Annotated in this window: 15 protein-coding genes; 12 read left to right on the forward strand and 3 right to left on the reverse strand. The window is 76.6% G+C overall.

Annotated elements, in window-relative coordinates:
- Window position 1 precedes the first annotated feature (1 nt).
- Window positions 2-1312 carry an L-seryl-tRNA(Sec) selenium transferase gene (gene selA, locus CHB98_RS18655; RefSeq protein WP_089307103.1) on the forward strand — a complete coding sequence of 437 codons (1311 nt, stop codon included), beginning with the start codon at window positions 2-4 and terminating at the stop codon, window positions 1310-1312.
- On the forward strand, window positions 1303-3075 hold the full coding sequence (selB, locus tag CHB98_RS18660) for a selenocysteine-specific translation elongation factor (protein WP_245821402.1): 1773 nt from the start codon (window positions 1303-1305) through the stop codon (window positions 3073-3075). The genes selA and selB overlap by 10 nt, the downstream gene beginning before the upstream one ends.
- A 12-nt stretch (window positions 3076-3087) precedes the next feature.
- Here selB and CHB98_RS18665 read toward each other — a convergent pair whose 3' ends face one another.
- Entirely contained in the window at window positions 3088-6948 is a 3861-nt protein-coding gene (locus tag CHB98_RS18665; protein ID WP_143425131.1) for an alpha/beta hydrolase domain-containing protein, read from the reverse strand.
- Window positions 6949-7124: 176 nt separating this feature from the next.
- Window positions 7125-7895 carry an enoyl-CoA hydratase-related protein gene (locus CHB98_RS18670; protein ID WP_089307105.1) on the reverse strand — a complete coding sequence of 257 codons (771 nt, stop codon included), beginning with the start codon at window positions 7893-7895 and terminating at the stop codon, window positions 7125-7127.
- Between the two features lie 38 nt (window positions 7896-7933).
- Between CHB98_RS18670 and hemW the strand changes: the two genes are divergently transcribed.
- The 7 genes from hemW to CHB98_RS18710 all read left to right on the forward strand — a co-directional run bounded on the left by hemW (window position 7934) and on the right by CHB98_RS18710 (window position 16217).
- Window positions 7934-9151 carry a radical SAM family heme chaperone HemW gene (hemW, locus tag CHB98_RS18675; RefSeq protein WP_089307106.1) on the forward strand — a complete coding sequence of 406 codons (1218 nt, stop codon included), beginning with the start codon at window positions 7934-7936 and terminating at the stop codon, window positions 9149-9151.
- A gap of 407 nt (window positions 9152-9558) precedes the next feature.
- Window positions 9559-11364 carry an ABC transporter ATP-binding protein gene (locus tag CHB98_RS18685; protein ID WP_089307108.1) on the forward strand — a complete coding sequence of 602 codons (1806 nt, stop codon included), beginning with the start codon at window positions 9559-9561 and terminating at the stop codon, window positions 11362-11364.
- Between the two features lie 87 nt (window positions 11365-11451).
- Window positions 11452-12357 carry a MerR family transcriptional regulator gene (locus CHB98_RS18690; protein WP_089307109.1) on the forward strand — a complete coding sequence of 302 codons (906 nt, stop codon included), beginning with the start codon at window positions 11452-11454 and terminating at the stop codon, window positions 12355-12357.
- 128 nt (window positions 12358-12485) lie between these two features.
- Window positions 12486-13358: a bacteriorhodopsin-like gene (locus tag CHB98_RS18695; RefSeq protein ID WP_089307110.1), complete on the forward strand. Its 873-nt coding sequence runs from the start codon at window positions 12486-12488 to the stop codon at window positions 13356-13358.
- A 117-nt stretch (window positions 13359-13475) separates the two neighbouring features.
- Window positions 13476-14375, forward strand: a complete 900-nt coding sequence (locus tag CHB98_RS18700; RefSeq protein ID WP_179224674.1) for a beta-carotene 15,15'-dioxygenase, Brp/Blh family — start codon at window positions 13476-13478, stop codon at window positions 14373-14375.
- A 79-nt stretch (window positions 14376-14454) separates the two neighbouring features.
- Entirely contained in the window at window positions 14455-15615 is a 1161-nt protein-coding gene (locus CHB98_RS18705; protein WP_245821404.1) for a sensor histidine kinase, read from the forward strand.
- On the forward strand, window positions 15612-16217 hold the full coding sequence (locus CHB98_RS18710) for a response regulator transcription factor (RefSeq protein WP_089307112.1): 606 nt from the start codon (window positions 15612-15614) through the stop codon (window positions 16215-16217). The genes CHB98_RS18705 and CHB98_RS18710 overlap by 4 nt, the downstream gene beginning before the upstream one ends.
- 58 nt (window positions 16218-16275) lie before the next feature.
- On the opposite strand, the gene CHB98_RS18715 is transcribed toward CHB98_RS18710, so the two are convergent.
- A complete protein-coding gene (locus CHB98_RS18715; protein WP_425432524.1) occupies window positions 16276-16614 on the reverse strand; it encodes a type II toxin-antitoxin system VapB family antitoxin in 339 nt (112 codons plus the stop codon).
- 280 nt (window positions 16615-16894) lie between these two features.
- Between CHB98_RS18715 and hrcA the strand changes: the two genes are divergently transcribed.
- From hrcA to CHB98_RS18730, 3 genes are read left to right on the forward strand one after another with little or no spacing between them, the layout of a single operon-like run.
- On the forward strand, window positions 16895-17917 hold the full coding sequence (gene hrcA, locus CHB98_RS18720; protein ID WP_089307113.1) for a heat-inducible transcriptional repressor HrcA: 1023 nt from the start codon (window positions 16895-16897) through the stop codon (window positions 17915-17917).
- Between the two features lie 15 nt (window positions 17918-17932).
- Window positions 17933-19063, forward strand: coding sequence for a molecular chaperone DnaJ (gene dnaJ, locus CHB98_RS18725; protein WP_089307114.1), 1131 nt, complete (start codon window positions 17933-17935; stop codon window positions 19061-19063).
- Between the two features lie 13 nt (window positions 19064-19076).
- Window positions 19077-19844, forward strand: coding sequence for a 16S rRNA (uracil(1498)-N(3))-methyltransferase (locus CHB98_RS18730; RefSeq protein WP_179224676.1), 768 nt, complete (start codon window positions 19077-19079; stop codon window positions 19842-19844).
- The last annotated feature ends 97 nt before the right edge of the window (window positions 19845-19941 follow it).

Genomic DNA, 19941 nt, shown 5'->3' on the forward strand with positions numbered 1-19941 from the left:
GATGAGCACCGACCCCCGCCGGCGGGTGCCGCGCACCGACACGCTGCTGGCCGACCCCCAGCTGGCCGCCGCCGCCGGCCGGCTGGGCCGCGACCTGGTCAAGGCCGCCGTCCAGGAGGTCCAGCAGCGCGTCCGGGACGGCGCCGTCGCCCCGGACGACGCCGTGGGCGCCGTGCTGGCCGGCCTGCCGGCGACGCCGAGCAGCCTGCGGCCGGTGCTCAACGCGACCGGCGTGCTGGTGCACACCAACCTCGGCCGGGCACCGCTGTCGGAGGCCGCGGTCCAGGCGGTCGTCGCCGCCAGCGGCACCACCGACGTGGAGCTGGACCTGGCCACCGGCCGCCGCGGCCCGCGCGGGGAGGCGGCGCTGGCCGCGCTGCGCGAGGCCGTCCCGGCCGCGGAGGCCGCGCTGGTGGTCAACAACTGCGCCGCGGCCCTGGCCCTGGTGGCCACCGCCCTGGGCGGGGAGCTGGTCATCGCCCGGGGCGAGCTGGTCGAGATCGGCGACGGCTTCCGCATCCCCGAGCTGCTGGAGGCCACCGGGGCCCGGCTGCGCGAGGTCGGCACCACCAACCGGGTGGCGCTCGGGGACTACACCCGCGCCCTCGGCCCGGGCACCGGCGCGGTGCTCAAGGTGCACCCGTCGAACTTCGTCGTCCGCGGCTTCACCCGGGCGGTCGAGGTGGCCGAGCTGGCCGCCGGCCTGGCCGGCACCGGAGTCCCCCTGGTCGCCGACGTCGGGTCCGGCCTGCTGCGCCCGCACCCGGTGCTGCCCGGGGAGCCGGACCTGCAGACCGCGCTGGCCGACGGCGCGGACCTGGTGCTGTCCAGCGGCGACAAGCTGCTCGGCGGGCCGCAGGCCGGGCTGGTGCTCGGCCGCGCCGACCTGGTGCAGCGGCTGCGTCGGCACCCGCTCCACCGGGCGTTCCGGGTCGACAAGACGACCCTCGCCGCGCTGGAGGCCACGCTGCGCGGCCCGCGGCCGCCGGTGCAGCGGATGCTCGCCGCCGACCCCGCCGGGCTGCGCACCCGGGCCGCCGCGCTCGCCGCCCGGCTGGCCGCGGCCGGCCTGGACGCGGTCGCGGTCGACGCGCAGGCCCGCGTCGGCGGGGGAGGGGCGCCGGAGCACCCGCTGCCCAGCGCCGCCGTCTCCCTGCCCGCGGAGTTCGCCGCCCCGCTGCGCGCGGGCACCCCGCCGGTGGTCGGGTACGTCGCGGACGGCCGCACCCTGCTCGACCTGCGCAGCCTGGCGCCGGCGGACGACGACGCGCTCGCGGCCGCGGTGCTGGAGGTGGCCCGCCGGTGGACGTGACGGGGATGCAGGTCATCGCCACCGCCGGGCACGTCGACCACGGCAAGTCCACGCTGGTCCGCGCGCTCACCGGCATGGAGCCCGACCGGTGGGAGGAGGAGCGCCGCCGCGGGCTGACCATCGACCTCGGCTTCGCCTGGACGACGCTGCCCTCGGGCCGCCGGCTCGCCGTCGTCGACGTGCCCGGGCACGAGCGCTTCGTCGGCAACATGCTCGCCGGCGTGGGCTCGGTGCCGGCCGCCCTGGTGGTGGTCGCGGCCGACGACGGCTGGTCGGCGCAGACGGCCGAGCACGTCGCCGTCCTGGACGCCCTCGGCGTGCGGCACGCGCTGCTCGCGGTCACCAAGGCCGACCTCGCCGACCCGGGGCCGGTGCTCGCCGACGTCCGGGAGCGGCTGGCGGGCACGTCGATGGGTGCGGTGCCTGGGGTGGCCGTGAGCGCGCCCACCGGGCGCGGCGTGCCCGAGCTGGCCGCCTCCCTGGAGGCGCTGCTGGCCGGGCTGCCCGCGCCGGACCGGGACGCGCCGGTGCGGCTGTGGGTGGACCGCGCCTTCCCGGTGAAGGGCGCCGGCACGGTGGTCACCGGCACCCTCGCCGCGGGCCGGGTCGCCGCCGGGGACCGGCTGACCCTGGGCGGCCGGGAGGTCGGCGTGCGCGGCGTGCACTCCCTCGGCCGGCCGGTCGAGCGGGCCGAGGCGACCGCGCGGGTGGCTCTGAACCTGCGCGGCACCTCCGTCGAGGAGGTCGCCCGCGGCGACGCGCTGCTCACCCCCGGCGCGTTCCGCGACACCGGCGAGCTGGACGTCACGCTGGCCCGCGAGGTCGACGACCGGCTGCCCGCCGAGGTCGTCGTGCACGTGGGCTCCGCGGCGGTCGCCGCGCGGCTGCGCCCGCTGGAGGGGTCGGCGGTCCGGCTGCGGCTGGCCGCGCCGCTGCCGCTGCGGGTCGGCGACCGGTTGCTGCTCCGGGATCCGGGTGCCCGCCGGGTGCACGGCGCCGACGTCCGGGACGTCGACCCGCCGGAGCTGCGCCGCCGCGGCGCGGCCCGCCGGCGCGCCGAGGAGCTGGCCGCCCGGCCGGACGGCGCGGCGGGGGCGGCCGCCGAGCTCGCCCGGCGGCGGTTCGTCCGCGCCCAGGACTTCGCCGCGATGGGCTGGTCGGTGCCACCGGACGCGGCGACCGTGGGCCCCTGGCTGCTCGCCCCCGGGCTCGTGGACGAGCTGGCCGCCGCGCTGCCCGGGATCGTCGCCCGCTACCGGCAGCTGCGCCCGCTGGAGCCCGGGCCGCCGGTCGCCGTCGCCCGCCGGGCGCTGGAGCTGCCCGACGACGAGCTGGTGCCCGCCGCCGTCCGCCCCCCGCTCGCCCTGCGGGAGGGCCGGGTCGTCGCGGCGACCGCCGGCCTGCCCGGACCGGTGCAGCGGGTCGTCGACGCCGTCCGCGCCCGGCTGGCCGCCGACCCCTTCGCCGCGCCGGACGCCGAGGAGCTGCGCGCCGCCGGGCTCGGACCGCGGGAGCTGGCCGCCGCCGTGCGCGACGGGCAGCTGGTGCGGATCGCCGACGGCGTGTACCTCGCGCCCGGGGTCGCCGAGCAGGCGCGGGCCCGGCTGGCCGCCGTCCCCGCGCCGTTCACGCTGAGCCAGGCCCGCTCGGCGTGGGGGACCAGCCGGCGGGTCGCCGTCCCGCTGATGGAGTGGCTGGACGCCCGCGGCGTCACCGAGCGGCTGCCGGACAGCACCCGCCGGCTGCGGTCGTCGCCCGGCTGACCAGCTCTCCGGTCAGCCCTCGCCGAGTGGCGTCAACCCGATGATGCGGTCGGGCTCGCTGCCCTCCGCGCCGTCGGTCGCCCGGTGGGTGATCCAGTCCTCCACCGCGGCCAGCGCCTGCTCGACGAACGGGTGGACGGCGGCACCGCCGTGGCCCATCTCGGGGATCAGGTAGGTGCGCAGCAGGGCGTCGTCGCCCGACCGGGCGACCAGTTCCTCGTAGGCGCCGGCCTCCTTCGGCGTGACGATGGTGTCGGCCGTGCCGTGGCCGACGACGACCGGCCGGCGGAGGTCGCCGGTGAGGTCGAGCAGGCGCATCTCGGCCTGCGCTGCGGCCGGCGCCGCGTGGGCGTCCCAGGCCTTCAGCTCGTCGAGGGAGACCGTGCCGTCGCCGTCCGGGTCGTAGGTGGGGTCCCACTCGCCGATCGAGTCGCCGAGGTAGCCGACGGCGGACACGTACGCCTCCGGCCACTCGCGCTCGGAGCCCGGTGCACGGCCGACGTCGTAGGTGGAGCCCCCGCGCAGCTCGGCCGGGATCGAGTAGATGGCCGCCAGCGCGTCGGACTGCTCCGGGGTCAGCGGCGGGTCCACGTCGCCCCCGCCGGCGGCGATGACGTCGCCGATGCGCGGCTCGATGACGTCGTAGTTGCGCAGGAAGACCGGGAAGGCGCCCCACATCTCCAGGCCGGAGTTGTAGCCGTACATGCTCACCCCGCCGTCGTAGAGCTCGGGGAACGACTCGACCAGCCACTTGGTGTGGTGCCCGCCGTTGGAACCGCCGGCCAGCAGGCTGCGGTCGGGCTGCTGCCCGTAGTGGGCGGTCACCACGCCGGTGGCGTGCTGGGTCAGCTCCGCGAGGCGACGGCGGGACTCGTGGTAGGAGTCCTCCGGCTCGTCCGCGATGGTGTACCGGTTCCAGCCCTCGTCGCTGGCGGCGTAGGCGTAACCCTGGCGCAGCGCGATGTCCTTGTAGACCGCGTCGTTGCTGAACTCGTCGCCGGAGAACCCCCGGCTGGAGGTCAGCAGGCCGCCGTTCCAGTCCTCGGGCAGGGCGAGCTGGTAGGCGGCGTCACCGATGCTGCCGTGGACGTAGCGGTGACCGACCGGGTCGGCCCGGCGTTCGTCGGCGTCGACCACCGGCGTCTGGTCGGCCAGCGCCGACCCGGGGTCCACGCCCGGGCCGTCCGGCACCACGAGGACGCGCAGCCCCGGCCGGTCCCGGCCGGGGGTGGCGAACCCGACGACGTGGGCGGTCTGGTGCGAGCCGGCTCCCGCGACCACGTCGCCGACCACGGCGAGCACCTCGTCACTGCCGGCGGCCAGCAGGCGCACGTCGTGGGTCCCAGCGTCCAGGCGCAGGAGACCGCTGTCCTCACCGGTGGCGATCCCGGTGGCGACCGTGGCCCACTCCCCGTCCGGCGTGGCGCGGACCTGGACGTCCACGGCACCCAGGTCGGGGCCGGCGTGCGCGACGCGCAGTCCCGCGGACGGTGCCCCGGGGTCGGCGGGAGCGTCCAGCACCGACAGCGCCAGCGGCACGCCGTCGCCGGTCGCCGAGCCCACGACGCCCACCGTCACCGGTTCCGCCCCGGCGGAGACGGTCCCCGCGAGCAGGGCGTGGTCGGCGGTGGTCGACGGTGCGGCCCGCACCTCGACGCGGTGCCGGCCGGGGGCCACGGGTACCAGGTCACCGAGGGTCCCGAACTCCGCCGACTCGACGACCCGCTCGCCGTCGACCCACACGTCCACCGGACCGGCGTCCGGGGCGGCGTGCACCACCCACAGCGCCCCGCTGCGGCTGGTACCGGGCAGGACGTCGCTCAGGTAGGCGGCCTGCACCGCACTGCGGGCGTCGGCGGGCAGGAGCAGCCGGTCGGCGACCAGCGCGTCGGCCGCGGCGCGCACGGCCTGCACGTACCCCTCGTGGGTGCCGTACAGGTCCTGCAGGGTGGGCCGCTCGTCGCCGTCGACGGCGTCCGCGGCGGTGCCCGCCAGCGGGACCTGCATGCCGGTCAGGCCGCACACGTCGCCGACGGTGTAGGGCTCGGCCTGCAGGTTCCACCCGGTCAGCGTCGCGGTCGGGGCGGCCACCTCGGGCAGCTCCAGGCCGCCTTCGTCGATGCCGACCGCGTCGACGCTCGGGACGCGCACGTCGTAGGGCTGCACGACGTCGGCGTGCCGCCAGTCGTCGATGATGCCCGCGTTGCCCACCACCCGGGGGCCGAAGTCACGCTCGGCCGCGGCGTTGTACAGCCCGGTGTACCCGACGCCCGGGATCGCCGGGAACCCGGTGGCGTCCCGGTCGCTCGCGACCAGCGTCCCGCCCGCGATGGACGGCGCACGGCTCGCGGGCGGTTCCGTGCCGTCGACCACCCACTCGTCCAGCGAGACGAGCAGGGCGCGCAGCGCCGGCCCGACGTGCGTGGGGTTGCTCGCCTGCTGGCAGGTGCCGGGCGTGGGCTCCGCGTTCGCGGCCGCGAAGTGCTGGGAGCCGGAGAGCAGGTACTGGCGCACCGTGTCCGGGAGCGCGACGTCGTGGCCGAACCCGTCGGTGCTCACCAGGGACGCCTGGAACTGCCAGTACTCCGTCGAGCTGTCGGTGTGCACCACGAGGGGGTCGGTGGCCGGCCGCGTGAGGATGCCGTCCGTCCGCCCCGAGACCGGGTCCTGCCGGACCCCGTAGTTGAACGGGAAGCCGACGTAGGGCATGTAGCGGTCGCGGTGCTGCGTGGAGAACGGGTTGGGCTGGGCGAAGCGGTAGTTCAGGAACAGCTTCTGCGCCCCGGGGATGTGGATGTTCACCCCGTCGAAGACCGCGCGGCCCTCGGTGTCCTCGTTGAAGCCCTGGTACACGAAGTCCCGCAGGTACATCCCGCTCGAGGAGATCCCCTGGCCCAGCACGTGGGTGACGCCCCCGCCGGCGGCCAGGGGGTTGGCGTCACCGTCGGCGTCGACGGTCCCGTGCCGGAGGAAGGACACCACGTCGCGGGTGGCGGCGTAGCCCAGTCCCATCACGCGCGGGTCGCGGGCGGTGTAGCCGAGCTCGTAGACGTTGCCCGGCCGGAAGCCGCCGTCCACGCAGATCGCCTCGTCGCCGTCGAAGCGCCAGGCGTCGGCCGGGACCGTCTCGCCGCGCGGGATCTCCGGTCCGGACGGGCGGGGGGAGTCGCTGGGCCGGACGCGCAGCTCCGCGGCCTCGTCGGTCACCGCCGGGTAGCTGGCGAAGTCCGCCGACCCGGACAGCGGCAGGCACCCGGTGCTGCCGTCGGCGGCGAAGTCCGTCTCGTGGAACTCCACGACCGTCTCGCCGGTGATCGCGCTGCCGTCGGCTTCGGTGGGGACGGGCAGCCGGATCGTCATGCGGTTGTTGCCGGGCAGGACGTCGCCCTCCCAGCCGGCCCAGGCGATGGCGTAGCCCTGCTCGAGGAGGAAGCCGGTCCCGAAGTCCTCCACGGTGGACGGGTCGCTGAGCCGGTCCTGGGACACGACCGAGCTGTTGACGTAGGCGAGCGTCCGCTTGTTGCCGCGGTTGTTCACCTCGAAGAACACCTTGCCGTTCCACCGGGACCGGTCCTGCGGCACGAGCAGGTAGAAGTCGGTGTCGTAGGCCACCATGCCGTCGGAGTCGCGGGGGGCCTTGTCCAGGTCGGTGATCACCGCGTTGCGCGGGTCGTCCGGATCGACCCGGAGCGCGATGGTGCCAACCAGCTTCTCGTAGGCGCCGGCGTCGCCGAACGAGTGGCCGTCGGCCACGACCTCCGAGCGGGACAGGTCCAGGTCGACGGCGGACTCGCGTTCCTGCGCCGCGGCGGGGGCGACGCCCAGCACCGACGCGAGGAGCAGCAACACCAACAGGAGGACGGGCTTCCTCATGGCGGACCTTCTCTCGGGCGAGACGGTGACCGCGACGGAGGAGGCCGGTCGTGCAGACGACGCCGCGCCGGGGCCGGGTGGAGGAACCGGGAGGACCGTCACCCCCTGGGCGGCGGCGTGTCAAGCCGCCGGCTCGTCCTCGCCCGCGTGTCCCGGGCGACCTGCCGACGACCGGCTCAATCCGCGGCGGGCACCCAGCGGGCCGGGCGCTTCTCGCGGAACGCCGCGATGCCCTCCTGGCCCTCCGCGCTGGCGAAGAAGCGCGCGGACAGCTCCAGCAGCTCGTCGGCCGACCCGCGCAGCCCTCCGGCGCGCAGCAGCCGCTTGGTCTCGGCCAGCGCGGCCGGTGCCCCGGCGGCGAGCGCGGTGACCTGGGCGGCCACCGCGGCGTCCACCTCGGCGTCCGGCACCGCCAGGTCCACCAGCCCGCCGGCGGCCGCCGCGGCCGCGTCGAACACCTCGCCGGTGAGCATCAGCCGGTGCGCCACGTGCGGCACCATCCGCGGCAGCACCACCGCCGAGATCACCGCCGGCACGATGCCCAGCCGCACCTCGGAGAAGGCGAACGTCGCCGAGCGGGCGGCGACGACGACGTCGCAGGCCGCCGCCAGCCCCACCCCGCCGGCCCGCGCCGGTCCGCGCAGGACGGCCAGCACCGGCTTGGGCGAGCGCCACACCGTCTCCAGCAGCGCCGGCAGCTCGCGCACCCCCTGGTCGCCGGCGGCACCGCCGGTGGCCTCGCCGAGGTCCATGCCGGAGCAGAACACCCGGCCGGTGTGGTCCAGCACGACCACCCGCACCGCGTCGTCGGCCAGCGCGCCGGCCAGCGCGTCGCGCAGCTGCGCGCGCATCGCCCGGGACAGCGCGTTGCGGTTGGCGGGGGAGTCCAGCGTGAGGGTGGCGACCCCCCGGGACGTCGAGACCTGCAGCACGGTGTCGTCGCTCACGACCGCGCATCCTGCCCGGCGCGGCAGACTGGGGGCAGATGAGCACCCTCCTGCCGCCGGACGCGCCGCCGCGGACCCTGCCGCTCCCCGACGGCGCCCGCGCGGGGCTGTCCCGCGCGCCCTTCGGGCTGTACGTGCACGTGCCGTTCTGCGCCACCCGCTGCGGCTACTGCGACTTCAACACCTACACCGCCGAGGAGCTGGGCCCGGGCGCCGCCCGCAGCGAGTACGCCGGCACCGCGATCGCCGAGCTGCGCCAGGCCGCCGAGACCCTCGGCCCGGACCTGCCGACCGTCGCCACGGTCTTCGTCGGCGGGGGCACCCCGACGCTGCTGCCCGCCGACGACCTGGCCGCCGTCCTCGCCGAGGTCCGGCGGCTGTTCCCCGTCGCCGACGACGTCGAGGTCACCACCGAGGCCAACCCGGAGACGGTGACCCCGGACTCGCTGGCCACCCTGCGCGCGGCCGGCTTCACCCGGGTCAGCCTGGGCATGCAGTCCGCCGCCGAGCACGTGCTCGCCGTCCTCGACCGCCGGCACACGCCCGGCCGCGCCGTCGCCGCCGCCCACGAGGCCCGCGCGGCCGGCTTCGAACACGTCAACCTGGACCTCATCTACGGGACGCCGGGGGAGACCCGCGCCGACTGGGCCGCCTCGCTGGACGCCGTCCTGGCCGCGCCGGTCGACCACGTGAGCGCCTACGCCCTCATCGTCGAGGAGGGCACCCGGCTGGCCCGCCGCATCGCCCGCGGCGAGCTGCCCATGACCGACGACGACGTGCTGGCCGACCGGTACGAGCAGGCCGACGCGACCCTGCGCGCCGCCGGCCTGGACTGGTACGAGGTGTCCAACTGGGCGCGCGGGCCGGCCGCGCGCTGCCGGCACAACGAGCTGTACTGGACCGGCGCCAACTGGTGGGGGGTCGGGCCCGGCGCGCACAGCCACGTCGGCGGGCTGCGGTGGTGGAACGTCAAGCACCCCGCCGCGTACGCCGGGCGGCTGCTGCGCGGGGAGAGCCCCGTCCAGGACACCGAGCTGCTCGACGACCACGACCGCGCCCTGGAGACGGTGATGCTGGGGCTGCGGCGGCGCGAGGGCCTGCCGCTGACCGCGCTGTCCGACGCCGGCCGGCTGCGCGCCGCCGGCGCCGTCGCGCGCGGCCTGCTCGAGCCGCGCGCGCACGCGGCCGGCCGGGCCGTGCTCACCGACCGCGGCCGGCTGCTCGCCGACGCCCTGGTCCGCGACCTGACCGACTGACGAAGGACCTCCCTGCCCCTTCACCGCTCGCAGGCTCGCGGCGGGCCCCTGCAGGGAGGCCGTTCCAGCACGTCACCCGGCGGTCCGTCCGGCCTCGCCCGACGTCCCCTCTCCCGGCTGCTGACGGTTCCGGCCAGGGGACCATGAGCGGTCAGGACCTCGCGTGAACGGCTGCTCCGGCTGACGGCACGGGTGGCGCGACGGGTGCGCGCAGAATGTCGCGATGATCCCTCCAGAACGACACGCCCGGGCGGTGGTGGTCTCGCGCTCGCGTTCGTCCTCCTGCACGTCGGGCTGGTCGCCGTGATCGCGGCCCACGTGCTCTTCGACGCGGTCGTCCTCAGATCCCACTCCCAGGTGGTGGCGGACCGGCCACTCCCCGACAGGGTCGTCCAGGGCGTGGCGGCGTGATCCCCGCCGGGCCGGGCTGCCCCGGGGAGACGGCGGCAGACGGAGGCGTCCTCCCCTTCGCGGACGAACCGCGCGCGGGCCTCGCCGAGCTGTGGGGGATCCTGCGGCCGGTCCGGGGCGTCCTCGTCGCAGGAGCCCTGCTCGCCCTGCTCGGTGCCGTGGCGTCGTTGCTCCAGCCACTGCTGATGACCCGGCTCATCGACGCCGCGACGACCCAGCGCTCCCTCGCCGTGCCGCTCGCCGCTCTCGCTGCCGTGTTCCTGCTCGACGGGGTCCTCACGGGTCTCCAGTCGTTCGTGCTGCTCCGCGGTGGTGAGTCGCTGGCGCTCTCGATCCGTGAACGGATGATCCGGAGGATCGTGTTCTGGCGGTTGAGGTCCCACGAGAGGTTCCGCTCCGGCGACCTGATCGCGCGCGCCGGCAACGACGTGGCCAGCCTGCGGGCCATCGTGAGCGAGGGGGCGGTCGACCTCTTCGGCGCCGTCCTCTCCTTCGCCGGCGCCGTCGTCCTGATGCTGTACATCGACCCGGTGCTCTTCCTGGTCAGCACCGCCGTCATGGCCATGGCCGCGGTCGTCGTGGTGGCGTTCCTCGTCCGCATCAAGGACGCGACCGAGACCTCACAGCGCGAGGTGGGTGCGATGTCGGCCGACCTCGACCGGGCGCTCTCGGGGATGCCCACCGTGATCACCGCGGACATGCGCGCCTTCGAGTACGACCGCATCACCGGTCGCGCCGTCGCCGCCTGCACCGCCGGGCGACGGGCCGCGGCGTGGGAGGCCCTCGTCGCACCCGTGCTGCTGACCGGCGCCAACGCCGCCTTCCTGGTCCTCTTCGGGGTGGGAGGCGTCCGGGTCGCGAACGGCACGACCGACCTCGCCGCCTTCATCTCCTTCCTGCTCTACTTCGCCATCCTCGTCACGCCGCTGATCGTGTCGTTCCAGGCGATCACCACGATCCAGCGCGGTCTGGGGTCCCTGCAGCGGATCCAGGAGGTCCTCGACGAGCCGAGCGACGAGGACACCGTCGGAGCCCCCCGCTCGCGGGTCGCCCATGGCGTGCGGGACTCCGGGTCCGACGGTGCAGCGCCCCTCGGCCGTCCGATCTCGGTCGAGTTCGACGACGTCACCTTCGCCCACGCCGGAGACCGCAGCCCGCTGTTCGCGGGTCTCGGCCTGCACGTCCCGCCCGCCACGGTCACGGCGGTGACCGGGCCGTCGGGGCAGGGCAAGACGACGTTGCTGTCCCTCCTGCTCCGCCTCGACGACGTCGACGGAGGGACGATCCGGCTGAACGGGGTGCCCCTCGACGAGATCGGCGAGGTCGACCTCCGCCGCGCCGTGGCCTACGTCCAGCAGGACGCCCCGCTGTTCTGGGGGACGCTGCGCGACAACCTCACCTACGGCGCCCGTGACTGGACCGAGGCCGACGTCTCCGACGTGGTCGATCGGCTCGGCCTCGGCTACCTCGTGCGGGGGCTGCCGGAGGGGCTCGACAGCGAGGTCGGGGACCGCGGGGTCCGGTTGTCCGGCGGTGAACGTCAGCGGATAGCGCTCGCCCGGGCGGTGCTCCGCCGGCCGCGTCTGCTGGTGCTCGACGAGCCGACCTCCCAGATCGACGGGGAGGCCGAGGTCCTGGTGGTGGCGGAGCTGGTCCGCCTGAAGCAGCGGTGCACCGTGGTGCTCACCTCCCACCGCGACACCACCGTCGGAGCGGCGGACGTCGTCGTCGACCTGGCGGCCTGCCCAGGGGTCGGCGCCGGGACCGGAGCCTCGCCTCCGGTGTCCGGGGCGGCGCGCTGACAGGGCACGGGACGGCGCTGAGGCGCCCTCACCGGGTTGAGGCAGGCCCGGGGGGCTGCCCGCGCGGGCGCGTGTGACCATCTGCCGATGGAGCAGCTCTCGGTCGGCGAGGTGGCCGCCCGGCTCGGCGTGTCGCCGTCGGCGGTGCGCATGTGGGGGACCCGCTACGGGCTGGTCGCCTCGGCCCGGTCCACGGGGGGCCACCGCCGGTACACGGCGGAGGACGTCGCCCTGCTCCAGGCCGTGCACGAGGCCGTGCTCTCCGGCACCGACCCGGCGGCGGCGGCCGCCGCCGTGCGCGGCATCGAGGACGTCGAGGGCGCCTCCGACGGCCCGCGGCGCCGCGCCGGCGCGGGCGGCACCGGGCTGGCCGTGCCCGGTGCCGGCAGGGCGGCTCGGGGCCTGGCCCGGGCCGCCGCCCGGCTGGACGAGATGCGCGCCGAGGACGCCGTGCTGACCGCGCTGCGTGCCAGCGGCACCCTGACCGCCTGGGACGAGGTCGTCCGGCCGGTGCTCATCGCCGCCGGCGCGCACTGGGCCAGCACCGGGGCCGGGATCGAGATCGAGCACCTGCTCACCCAGGCGGTGACCACGGCGCTGGTCCGGCACGCCGCGACGCTGCCCGAGCCGCCGTCGGAGCGGCCGGTGCTGCTGGCCGGCGGCCCACGGGAGGAGCACGTCATCCCGCTGTACGCGGCCCGGGCGGCGCTCACCGAGGCCGGTGTCCCCTCCCGCCTGCTGGGCCCGCGCACGCCCGTGGCGGCGCTGGCCACCGCGGCCCGACGCACCCGGGCCGCCGCCGTCCTGGTGTGGCTGAGCCGGCCCGACGACGACGCCGTGCAGGGGCTGCCCGAGCTCGCCGCCGCGCACCGGCGGGTGCGCGTGCTGGTCGGCGGCCCGGGCTGGGACGGCGTCGACACCGGGCCGGCCGCGGTGCCCGCAGACCTCGGCGCGGCCGTCGAGGCGCTCCGGCAGGCCTGGCGCGGCACGTAGCCCGACGGTGGACGGCACGCCGCACAATCTTGCACAACTTCGCTGATCGGGTGCATGCTCGGGTCGCGGTCGGTACTGCCGGCCGTCCCGACAACCGGCAACGACGCCGAAAACCTGGAGCCGCCGTCATGGGCACTGACACTGGGATCTCGGTCCCGGAGCTCTCCGCAGTCCAGTACTCGACCGTGTACAACCTGTTCAGCCTGGTCATCGCGTCGATGATCTTCACGGCGCTGTACCTGCTCTTCTCGCGCGGCCGAGTAGCGCCGCGCTACCGCAACGCGCTCGTGGTGTCGGCGATCGTCTGTGGCATCGCCGCGTACCACTACATCCGGATCTTCGACAACTTCCAGGCGAGCTACCCGGCGGGGGCGACCATCGCCGACCCCCACCTGCTCTCCAACGTGGAGTTCAACGAGGGCTACCGGTACGTCGACTGGCTGCTCACCGTCCCGCTGCTGCTCATCGAGACGGTGGCGGTCATGGCGCTGGCCAAGAGCGAGGCACGCAAGCTGCTGTGGAAGCTGGTCCCGGCGTCGGCGGCGATGATCGCGCTCGGGTACCCGGGCGAGATCACCAGCGAGGTCGGCCCCCGGCTGCTGTGGGGGACGCTGTCGACGATCCCGTTCATCTACCTGCTGTGGGTGCTCTTCGTCGAGCTGACCAGGTCCATCGACCGCCAGCCGCCGCAGGTGCAGCACACCATCAAGATGCTGCGGCTGGCGCTGGTCGGGCTGTGGGGCGTCTACCCGATCGCCTACCTGTTCCCGGTCATCGGCGGTGACTTCTTCGGCGGATCGGACGGCTTCGTCCTGCGGCAGGCCGGCTACAGCATCGCCGACATCCTCGCGAAGGCGGCCTACGGTCTGGCCATCTACAAGATCGCGCGGGTGAAGAGCTCGCTGGAGGACCCGGCGTACGACGACGACCACGCCGTGCCCGGGCCCGGGGACGGCACGGCGGCCCGGCCCACCCCCGGCCGTGACACCGTCGCGGCCTGACCCAGAGCGGTCGTCGTGACCGTCGCACCGCGGACCGCCGCCGCTTCCGCGGCGGCGGTCCGCCCGCCCGCCGGAACTGCGCCCGTCCCGCGGCCCCGCGCGCTGCAGGAACTGCCGGTGCTCACCCGGCTGCCGGTGGCCGTCCTGGCCGCGGTGCTCGCCCTGAGCGTGCTCGCCCCGGGGACGGCGGCCGCCGTCGCGCTGCCGGTGGCCGTGGTCGGGGCCGTCGTCGGCATCCCGCACGGCGCCGCGGACCACCTGGTCCCCTGGTGGTGGTCCGGTGGCCGGCAGGCCCCGCGGCGCACCCTCGCCCTGGTCACCGCCGGCTACGCGGCCGTCGCCGCCGCGGCCGCCGCGGCGCTGCTGCTGCTCCCCACCCCGGCGCTGGCCGCGGCCCTGGTGCTCTCCGCGGTCCACTTCGGCCGCGGCGAGGTGGTCGCCTGGGCCGAGCGGGCCGGCCGGCCGGTGCCCGGCCCGGCCACGGACCTGCTGCCGTGCGCCGCGCACGGGCTGGCCGTCGTCGGCCTGCTGCTGTGGGTCGACCCGGCCACCACCGACCCCTGGGTGAGGGCGCTGTCGCCCGGCATCGCCGACGCCGCGCTGGCCAGCCGCACGCCGGGGCTCCTGCTGGTCGCGGTGACGGTCGCCGCCGCGACGGCGTGGCTGCTCGCCCGGGGGCGGGTGCGCGACGCCGGCGAGCTCCTGCTGGTCGCCGCCGTCTTCGCGGTCGCCCCGCCGCTGGCGGCCTTCGGCGCCTACTTCGGCCTCTGGCACGCCGTCCGGCACACCGGCCGACTGCTCGACCTCGCCCGCCCCGCCGGGGGAGGACCGGGGTGGGGCCCGGCGGTCCGCCGGCTCGCCCGGGCCGGCGCGCTGCCGAGCGCCGTCGCGCTGGCCGCGGTGGCGGCGCTCTGGCAGCTGGGCGACGTCGCGGGCCTGCAGGCCCAGGTCAGCGTGCTGCTGGCGCTGACCTTCCCCCACGCCGCCGTCGTCTGGGCCCTCGACCGCCGCGGGTGACCCGGGCCTGACGGATGTCAGGCCGCCGCGCCGACGTCCGGCACTGCCGGGCGTCGGCGCCGGGCAGCACACTGCCCCCGTGCACGTCGAGAGCGGTCCCGCGCCGGTGCGGTCCCGGCCCGGCCCCGCGGACCCCCGGCCGCGCTGGTACCGCCTGAGCTGGGCGCTGCCCTGGCTCCTGTTCCAGTTCTTCCCCGTCGCCGACCTGGTGACCACCGACCGGCCGCCCGCCGTCCGGCTCGCCGCCGGCGCCGGGCTGGTGGTCTTCACCGCCGTCTACCTCGACGTCTTCCGCCGGGCCTTCGGCGGCGGCGGCGGCGGCAGCGGGGACCGCGGCCCGGTGCTGGGCCGGCTGGCGGTCGTCGCCGGCCTCGGCCTCGTGCTTGCCGCGACGATGGGGCCGCCGTGGGCCGGGCTGCTCATCTACGTGTCCGCAGCCGCGGCGGCGGCGCTGCCCCAGCGCTGGGTGTGGCCGGCCGTGCTGGCCGCGGCCGCCGTGTGCGCCGCGGTGGTCACCCTCGGCGGGGACGGCGGGCCGCTCATCCTGCCGGTGATGTGCCTGCTCACCGCCTTCGCGCTGCGCGGCACCCGCCACCTGGTCTCGGTCAACGCCGAGCTGGTGGAGGCCCGCGACGAACTGGCCCGCTCCGCCGTCGCCGAGGAGCGGCTGCGCTTCGCCCGCGACCTGCACGACCTGCTCGGGCACAGCCTGTCGCTCATCGCGCTGAAGTCCGAGCTGGCCGGCCGGCTGGCCGAGCGCGATCCCGCCCGCGCCCGAGCCGAGATGGCCGACGTCGAGGCTGCCGCCCGCCGCGCGCTGGCCGAGGTCCGGGAGGCGGTCAGCGGCTACCGGCAGGTCGGCCTCGCCCTGGCGCTCGCCGAGGCCCGCGCCGCCCTGTCCGCCGCCGGCGTCGGCCTGTGGGCGCCGTCGGCCGTGCCCGACCTGCCCGGTCCGGTCGACGCCGTGCTCGGCTGGGTGGTGCGCGAGGCGACGACGAACACGCTGCGGCACAGCGGCGCCCGCACGCTCACCGTCGGCCTGTCCCGCTCCGGGGAGGACCTCGTCCTGACCGTCACGGACGACGGCCGCGGCCCCGGCGGCCCGCCGGGCGCGGGGCTGACCGGGTTGGCCGAGCGGCTGCGCGGGTTCGGCGGCCGGCTGGAGCACGGCCCGGCGCCAGGCGGCGGGTTCCGGCTGGCCGCCCGGCTGCCCGCGGCCGACCGGGTGGGTGCCCGGTGATCCGGGTGCTGGTCGCCGAGGACCAGGCGATGGTCCGCGGCGCGCTGCGGGCGCTGCTGGAGCTGGAGGAGGACATCGCCGTCGTCGCCGAGGTCGGCCGCGGGGACCTGGTCGTCGACGCCGCCCGGGAGCACCGGCCCGACGTCGCGCTGCTGGACATCGAGATGCCCGGCTGCGACGGGCTGGAGGCCGCCCGGGCGCTGGCCGCGGCGGTCCCCGGCTGCCGGGCCGTCGTCCTCACCACGTTCGGCCGCCCGGGCTTCCTGCGCCGCGCGATGGAGGTGGGTGCCGCCGGGTTCCTGGTCAAGGACGCGCCGGTCGCCGAGCTGGCCCGCGCCATCCGCGCCGTCGTCGCCGGCGAGCGGGTGATCGACCGGGACCTGGCCGCCGCGGCGCTGGCGCTCGGCGCGACGCCGCTGTCCACCCGGGAGGCCGACGTGCTGCGCGCCGCCGCCGACGGCGCGACGGTCGCCGACATCGCCCGGGGGCTGTTCCTGTCCGAGGGGACGGTGCGCAACTACCTGTCGTCGGCGATCGGCAAGACCGGCGCGCGGACCCGGGTCGAGGCCGCGCGGGTGGCCGCCGACAAGGGCTGGCTCTGAGGGACCCCCTCGCCCTCCACCACTGGCTCCGCTCGCGGCGGGCCCCTGCGGAGGGCCTTCAGCCCTGGATGGCGGGGACGATCGCGTCGAGGTCCAGCACCCGCACGTGGATGACGTTGCGCTGCTGCAGCGCCGCCCGCAGCGCCCGGTGCAGGCCGTCCTCCAGGTACAGCTCGCCCTGCCACTGGACGGCGTGCGGGAACAGGTCGCCGTAGAAGGTGGAGTCCTCGGCGAGCAGGGTGTCCAGGGCCAGCTCGCGCTTGGTGGTGGTCATCGTGTCCAGCCGGACCTGCCGCGGGGGGATCATCGCCCAGTCCCGCGCCGACAGCCCGTGGTCGGGGTACGGCCGGCCGTTCCGGACCGCCTTGAAGATCAGGGTGGAGCCTCCGCTCTGCACCGCCCGTGCGGGCGCTGGACCGCGGCCCACCCTATCGACCCCCCTGCTGCCTGTCCGGCCCCGTCCAGAGGCCCACCCGGCCCCGTCCCGAGGCTCGCCGCGAGCCTGCGAGCGGTGAGCAGGACGGGGTCCTTCTACGGGGAGGGGACGGAGTCCGTCGCGTATGCTGGGCTGGCACTCTGTCCGTGCGAGTGCCAGTGCCCGGGGCTCCGCCGCCCGGGGTGCCGGGGCTCCGGCCGGGGTCCGCCCGACGCGTCGACCGGTACGGGGAGGTGTCACCGTGGCGCACGACGAGCGCCGCCTGCAGGTCCTGCGGGCCATCGTGCAGGACTACGTCTCGACCAACGACCCGGTGGGCAGCAAGGCCCTGGCCGAGCGGCACGACCTCGGGGTCTCGCCGGCCACGATCCGCAACGACATGGCCGTGCTCGAGGAGCAGGGCTACATCACCCAGCCGCACACCAGCGCCGGCCGGGTGCCCACCGACAAGGGCTACCGGCTGTTCGTCGACCGGCTGTCGGCGGTCAAGCCGCTGTCGGTCGCCGAGCGGCGGGCGATCGAGCGCTTCCTGGACGGCGCGCTGGACCTGCACGACATCCTCAGCCGCACGGTGCGGCTGCTCGCCCAGCTCACCCACCACGTCGCCGTCGTGCAGTACCCGACGCTGTCGCGCAGCGCCGTCCGCCACCTCGAGGTGGTGCAGGTGGCCGCGGCCCGGCTGCTGCTGGTGCTGATCACCGACACCGGCCGGGTGGAGCAGCGGCTGGTCGACTGCCCGGTCGACTGCGACGGCGACGACGTCGCCGAGCTGCGCGCGCTGCTCAACCAGACCTTCGCGGGCACCCGGCTCACCGACGCCGCCGGGCGGGTGCCCGACCTGCTGGACACCGCGCCGCCGCACCTGCGCCGGCTGGTCGCCGCGGTCAGCGCGGCCCTGGTCGAGACGCTGGTGGAGCCGGGGGAGGACCGCCTGGTCGTCGGCGGCACGGCGAACCTCGCCCGGGTCGCCGTCGACTTCCCCGGCAGCCTGCGCCCGCTGCTGGAGGCGCTGGAGGAGCAGGTCGTCGTCCTGCGGCTGATCAGCGAGGTGGACGCCGGCGGGGCCGTCCTGGTCCGGATCGGCGAGGAGAACGCGCACGAGGCGCTCTCCGGTGCGTCGGTCGTCTCCGTGGGGTACGGGTCCGGTGACCGCGCCCTCGGCGGGCTGGGCATCGTCGGCCCCACCCGCATGGACTACCCGACCAACATGGCCGCGGTGCGCGCCGTGGCCCGCTACGTCGGCCAGATCCTGGCCGAGAGCTGAGGACAGACCCCCCTGATGGCAACCGACTACTTCGCCGTGCTGGGCCTCCCCCGTGGTGCCAGTGACACGGACATCAAGAAGGCCTACCGGCGGCTGGCCCGGGACCTGCACCCGGACGTCAACCCCGAGCCGGAGGCCAAGGAGCGCTTCCAGGAGGTCAGCCGCGCCTACCAGGCGCTGACCGACCCGGACAAGCGGCGCATCGTCGACCTGGGCGGCGACCCGTTCGACACGGGACCGGGCGCGGGGGCCGGCGCCGGCGGCTTCGGCGGCCCCGGCTTCGGCGGCCTGGGCGACATCATGGACGCCTTCTTCGGCGGCGGGGCCGCGCGCGGCCCGCGCAGCCGGGTGCAGGCCGGCGGGGACGCGCTCATCCGCCTGGACCTCGACCTGGACGAGACGGTGTTCGGCACCACCCGGGACATCACCGTCGACACCGCCGTCCTGTGCGACGCCTGCACCGGTGCCGGCACCGCGCCGGGCACCCACCCGACCACCTGCACCACCTGCGCCGGGCGCGGCGAGGTGCAGAGCGTGCAGCGCTCCTTCCTCGGCCAGGTCGTCGCCACCCGCCCCTGCCCGACCTGCGCCGGCACCGGGCAGGTCATCCCGGAGCCGTGCCCGAAGTGCGGCGGCGACGGGCGGGTGCGCGCCCGCCGCACCATCCCGGTCAAGGTGCCCGCCGGCGTGGAGGACGGCATGCGGATCCGGCTCACCGGCCACGGCGAGGTCGGCCCCGGCGGCGGGCCGGCCGGCGACCTGTACGTGGAGATCGCCGAGCGCCCGCACGACGTGTTCACCCGGGACGGCGAGGACCTGCACTGCCGGGTCACCCTGCCGATGACCGCCGCCGCCCTGGGCACGACGCTCACCCTGGAGACCCTCGACGGGCCGGAGGAGGTCGACATCCGCCCGGGCACCCAGTCCGGCAGCGTGCTCACCCTGCGCGCCAAGGGCGCCCCGCGGCTGCGCGCCACCGGCCGCGGCAACCTGCTGGTGCACGTCGAGGTGGAGACGCCCACCCGGCTGGACGCCGAGCAGGAGAAGCTGCTCCGCGAGCTGGCCGCGCTGCGCGGCGAGGACCGGCCCGCGGCCGCCGGGTCGGAGAACAACCACGGCGGGCTGTTCTCCCGGCTGTTCAAGTGACGCCGGCGGCGGCATGAGCACCGTGCCCACCGACGACCGGGTCCCCGAGCTGGACGGCGCGCCGCTGTTCCTGCTCGACCAGCTGCCCGACACCGCCGAGCTGCTGGTCGGCGGGTCCGAGGGGCGGCACGCCGTCGACGTGCTGCGGCTGACCCCCGGCGAGCGGGTGCGGGTCGGCGACGGCCGCGGCACCGTCGCCGAGGGCGAGGTCGCCGCCGCCGGGCCGGAGGGGCTGCGGGTGCGGGTCACCGCCCGCCACGAGGTGCCCCCGCGGGCGCTGGAGCTGGTGCTGGTGCAGGCCCTGCCCAAGGGCGAGCGCGGCCCGCTGGCCGTGGAGCTGGCCACCGAGCTCGGCGTCGACCGGATCGTGCCGTGGGCGGCGTCCCGCTGCGTCACCCGCTGGCGGGAGGACCGCGCGGCCAAGGGCGTGGCGAAGTGGCGGGCGGCGGCCCGGGCGGCCAGCAAGCAGTCCCGCCGTCCCCGCGTGCCGGAGGTCACCGACGTCATGACCACCCGGCAGGTCTGCGGCGAGCTGGCCGAGCTCGACGTGGCGCTGGTGCTGCACGAGCAGGCCCGCCACCCGCTGGCCCGCGTCGACCTGCCGTCGTCCGGTTCGGTCGCGGTGGTGGTGGGCCCGGAGGGCGGGCTCAGCGACGGCGAGGTGGTCGCGCTGAACGCCGCCGGCGCCCGCCCGGTGCGGCTGGGCCCGGAGGTGCTGCGCACCTCGACCGCCGGCGCCGCCGCGCTCGCCGCCCTGTCCGTGCGCACCCGCTGGGCGTAGAGCTCCCGGTGTGCCGCGACGCGGGGCCCGGAGGGCTCCCGGCGCGGTGCGCGGCAGGGCTCAGCGTGAGCCGGGGACGGGTACGTGGCCGCGGTGT

Origin of the sequence: Geodermatophilus pulveris (assembly GCF_900188375.1) — a bacterium.
GTDB classification, from domain to species: Bacteria; Actinomycetota; Actinomycetes; order Mycobacteriales; family Geodermatophilaceae; genus Geodermatophilus; species Geodermatophilus pulveris.

Bases quoted from the DNA above. Each gene is read 5' to 3' on its own strand.
- selA (WP_089307103.1), top strand. From the start codon at position 2: ATGAGCACCGACCCCCGCCGGCGGGTGCCGCGCACCGACACGCTGCTG.
- CHB98_RS18665 (WP_143425131.1), bottom strand. From the start codon at position 6,948: ATGAGGAAGCCCGTCCTCCTGTTGGTGTTGCTGCTCCTCGCGTCGGTG.
- hemW (WP_089307106.1), top strand. From the start codon at position 7,934: ATGAGCACCCTCCTGCCGCCGGACGCGCCGCCGCGGACCCTGCCGCTC.
- CHB98_RS18690 (WP_089307109.1), top strand. From the start codon at position 11,452: ATGGAGCAGCTCTCGGTCGGCGAGGTGGCCGCCCGGCTCGGCGTGTCG.
- CHB98_RS18695 (WP_089307110.1), top strand. From the start codon at position 12,486: ATGGGCACTGACACTGGGATCTCGGTCCCGGAGCTCTCCGCAGTCCAG.
- dnaJ (WP_089307114.1), top strand. From the start codon at position 17,933: ATGGCAACCGACTACTTCGCCGTGCTGGGCCTCCCCCGTGGTGCCAGT.
- CHB98_RS18730 (WP_179224676.1), top strand. From the start codon at position 19,077: ATGAGCACCGTGCCCACCGACGACCGGGTCCCCGAGCTGGACGGCGCG.